General features: G+C 58.8%; 4 protein-coding genes. All 4 read left to right on the forward strand.

What is annotated here, in order from left to right; all coding sequences use genetic code 11:
• On the forward strand, window positions 1-561 hold a 561-nt coding region (locus HEN33_RS24425), incomplete at its 5' end, for a terminase TerL endonuclease subunit (protein WP_024241611.1).
• A 63-nt stretch (window positions 562-624) separates the two neighbouring features.
• Window positions 625-2,562, forward strand: a complete 1,938-nt coding sequence (locus HEN33_RS24430; protein ID WP_000173031.1) for a phage major capsid protein — start codon at window positions 625-627, stop codon at window positions 2,560-2,562.
• 44 nt (window positions 2,563-2,606) lie between these two features.
• Window positions 2,607-2,828, forward strand: a complete 222-nt coding sequence (locus HEN33_RS24435; protein WP_001063099.1) for a hypothetical protein — start codon at window positions 2,607-2,609, stop codon at window positions 2,826-2,828.
• A partial coding sequence (locus HEN33_RS24440; RefSeq protein ID WP_183083493.1) for a phage portal protein occupies window positions 2,774-3,210 on the forward strand: 437 nt, incomplete at its 3' end. The genes HEN33_RS24435 and HEN33_RS24440, both read left to right, overlap by 55 nt.

Raw genomic sequence — 3,210 nt, forward strand, 5'->3', positions numbered from 1 at the left:
GTGACTGGCCGTGACAGGGAAACCCGCGAATGGCTGGGCTGGGGCCATGCCTGGGCGCATGAAACCGCGGTGGTCCGACGGAAGAGCGAGGCGTCCCGGTTTCAGGATCTTGTTGCCTGTGGAGATATGACCATTGTCCGGCGTGTCGGGGATGACACGGCGGAAGTGGCGGAATATGTGCGTCGCATTCATGAGGCTGAGTTACTGGACCATATCGGTATTGACCCGTCAGGGGTGGGGCAGATTCTGGATTCACTGGCGGAAGCCGGGATCCCCGACGGAATTGTGGTGGGGATAAGCCAGGGCTGGAAACTGGGCGGGGCCATTAAAACCACCGAGCGCAAACTGGCTGAAGGGGTGCTGGTGCATGGTGACCAGCCCCTGATGGCCTGGTGTGTCGGCAATGCCCGGGTGGAGCCTAAAGGTAACGCCATTCTTATCACCAAACAGGCCAGTGGACGGGGAAAAATTGACCCGCTGATGGCGCTGTTCAATGCGGTCTCCCTGATGTCCCTTAACCCGGAACCGAAAAAGAAAGAATATGCGGTTTTTTTCATATAACCCTGTTCACACTGTAACCATCACGAACCGCTCCGGCGGTTTTTTTATTTTCAGGAGGCTGATGTGACTCTTAAACGGGCCTGTTCCCTGCTGACGGTGAAATCCTTCAGTGAGGATGAACGGGTGATCACCGGGATTGCGTCAACGCCTTCTCCGGATCGGGATGGTGACATCCTGGAGCCGGAGGGGGCGGAGTTTGGCAGTGCGATCCCGTTTCTCTGGCAGCATGACCATTCCCGCCCTGTAGGCCAGTGTACGGTGCGTCGGGTCAGTGAAGGTCTGGAAATCACGGCAACACTGGTGAAGCCCGTACCGGATATGCCGTCGCAACTGGCTGCCCGGCTGGATGAGGTCTGGGCGGCCATTAAGACCGGGCTGGTCAGGGGGCTGTCCGTGGGCTTCCGTCCCCATGAATACACCTTTCTGGACGGAGGCGGACTGCATTTTCTGCGCTGGGAACTGATGGAGGTGTCTGCCGTCACCGTGCCCGCGAATGCGGAATGCACCATCCGGACCATTAAATCTTACGACCGCCCGTTTTCTGCCGCGTCCGGCAACCGGAAACCGGTGGTGAAAATCGCATCTTCTGCCGGCGCTGCGGCACAGTCAACAACCGTTTTTCATAAGGAAAAGACCATAATGAATATTGGCGAACAGATTAAAAGTTTTGAAAACAAGCGTGCAGCGCTGGCAGCCTCCCTTGAGGAGGTCATGACCAAAGCCGCAGAGGAAGGCCGCACGCTGGATGTGGAGGAGGAAGAGCATTACGACAACACCGCAGCGGAAATCCGTCAGGTGGATGCGCACCTGAAGCGCCTGCGTGAACTGGAAGCCGGTAAGGCCGCCACGGCGCAGCCGGTGAAACAGGCCGGTAACGGGAATGTGGCCGCGGTGGCTTCTGCGCCGGTGATCCGTGTGGAGCAGAAACTGGATAAGGGGATTGGCTTCGCCCGCTTTGCCAAATCGCTGGCTGCGGCTAAAGGCGTCCGATCTGAAGCCCTGGAAGTGGCCCGTCGTCAGTATCCGGATGACAGTCGTCTGCATCATGTCCTGAAATCGGCAGTGGGCGCGGGGACCACCACGGATCCGCAGTGGGCAGGCAGCCTGTCTGAATATCAGGAATACGCACAGGACTTTATTGATTACCTGCGTCCGCAGACCATTATCGGGCGATTTGGTCAGGGCGGGATCCCTGCACTTCGTCAGGTGCCATTCAATATCCGTGTGCACGCCCAGGTGTCCGGCGGTGCTGCCGGCTGGGTGGGTGAGGGTAAGGCAAAACCCCTGACGAAGTTTGATTTTGAATCCATCACCTTCAGTCATGCGAAGGTGTCGGCCATTGCGGTACTGACGGAAGAATTGATCCGTTTTTCCAGTCCGGCTGCTGATGCACTGGTCCGTAATGCGCTGGCGGAAGCGGTGGTGGCGCGTCTGGATACAGACTTTGTGGACCCGAAAAAAGCCGCAGTGGCAGATGTCTCCCCGGCGTCCATCACCCATGATGTGAAGGGCACGGCATCAACCGGTAACCCGGATGCGGATGCAGAGGCTGCGTTTGGACAGTTTGTGGCAGCAAACCTGCAGCCCACCGGTGCGGTCTGGCTGATGTCCAGCACCAATGCCCTGGCACTGTCCATGCGTAAAAATGCGCTGGGTCAGAAGGAATACCCGGACATGACCCTGCTGGGTGGCTCCTTCCAGGGGCTGCCGGTGATTGTCTCCCAGTACGTGGGTGACCAGCTGGTGCTGGTGAATGCCCCGGATATTTATCTGGCGGATGACGGCGGCGTGGCAGTGGATATGTCCCGCGAGGCATCACTGGAAATGCAGTCTGAGCCGACCGGCGACAGTACCACGCCGTCCCCGGTGGAGCTGGTTTCCATGTTCCAGACAGGCAGCGTGGCCATCCGTGCGGAGCGCTGGATCAACTGGCGTCGTCGCCGTACTGCGGCGGTGGCGGTGATCACCGGAGTGAACTACGGCAGTGCGTCCGGCGGCTGAGTCTGATAAGGAGGACGGGAGGCGTGCGCCTCCCGTAACAGGTTATGGCAAAGATCCGATATCTGCAGGGCACGCATGATGCCCGGGCCGGGGATATCCGTGATGTGGCACAGCCGTGTGCGGAGGTGCTGGTTCGCCTGGGAAAGGCGGAGTACATCACGGTGCGACGTCCGGCAGGTCAGAAAAAGAAACGTGATGCGGAGCATGGCGAATGTGGAACCTTTTACGGCGAACCCGAAAAAACCAGAAATCAGGACGTGACGTAAGAGAGGCGGGCTGGACCAGCCTGTTTCAGGCGGTGGCTGAGCCCTTTTCCGGCGCCTGGCAGCAGGGCGTGAAAGCCGATCCTGAAGCCGTCCTCTCCTTTCATGCGGTGTTTGCATGTATTTCGCTGATATCCCAGGATATCGCCAAAATGCGGCTGCGTCTTATGCAGACGGATGCGCATGGGATACGCAGGGAAACGCGCCGGGGGGATATTGCCCGCCTCTGTCGTCGTCCCAACGCCCAGCAGAACCGCATCCAGTTTTTTGAACTGTGGCTGAACGCCAAACTGCGTCATGGCAATACGGTGGTGCTGAAAATCCGTAATGCCCGGGGGCAGATCAAAGAACTGCGTATTCTGGACTGGAGCCGGGTTGAACCTCT

The sequence above is a fragment of the Escherichia sp. 94.0001 genome, assembly GCF_013369155.2.
GTDB lineage: Bacteria > Pseudomonadota > Gammaproteobacteria > Enterobacterales > Enterobacteriaceae > Escherichia > Escherichia coli_F.

Excerpts from the sequence above, each read along its gene's own strand:
- HEN33_RS24435 (WP_001063099.1), top strand. The coding sequence starts at position 2,607 with ATGGCAAAGATCCGATATCTGCAGGGCACGCATGATGCCCGGGCCGGG.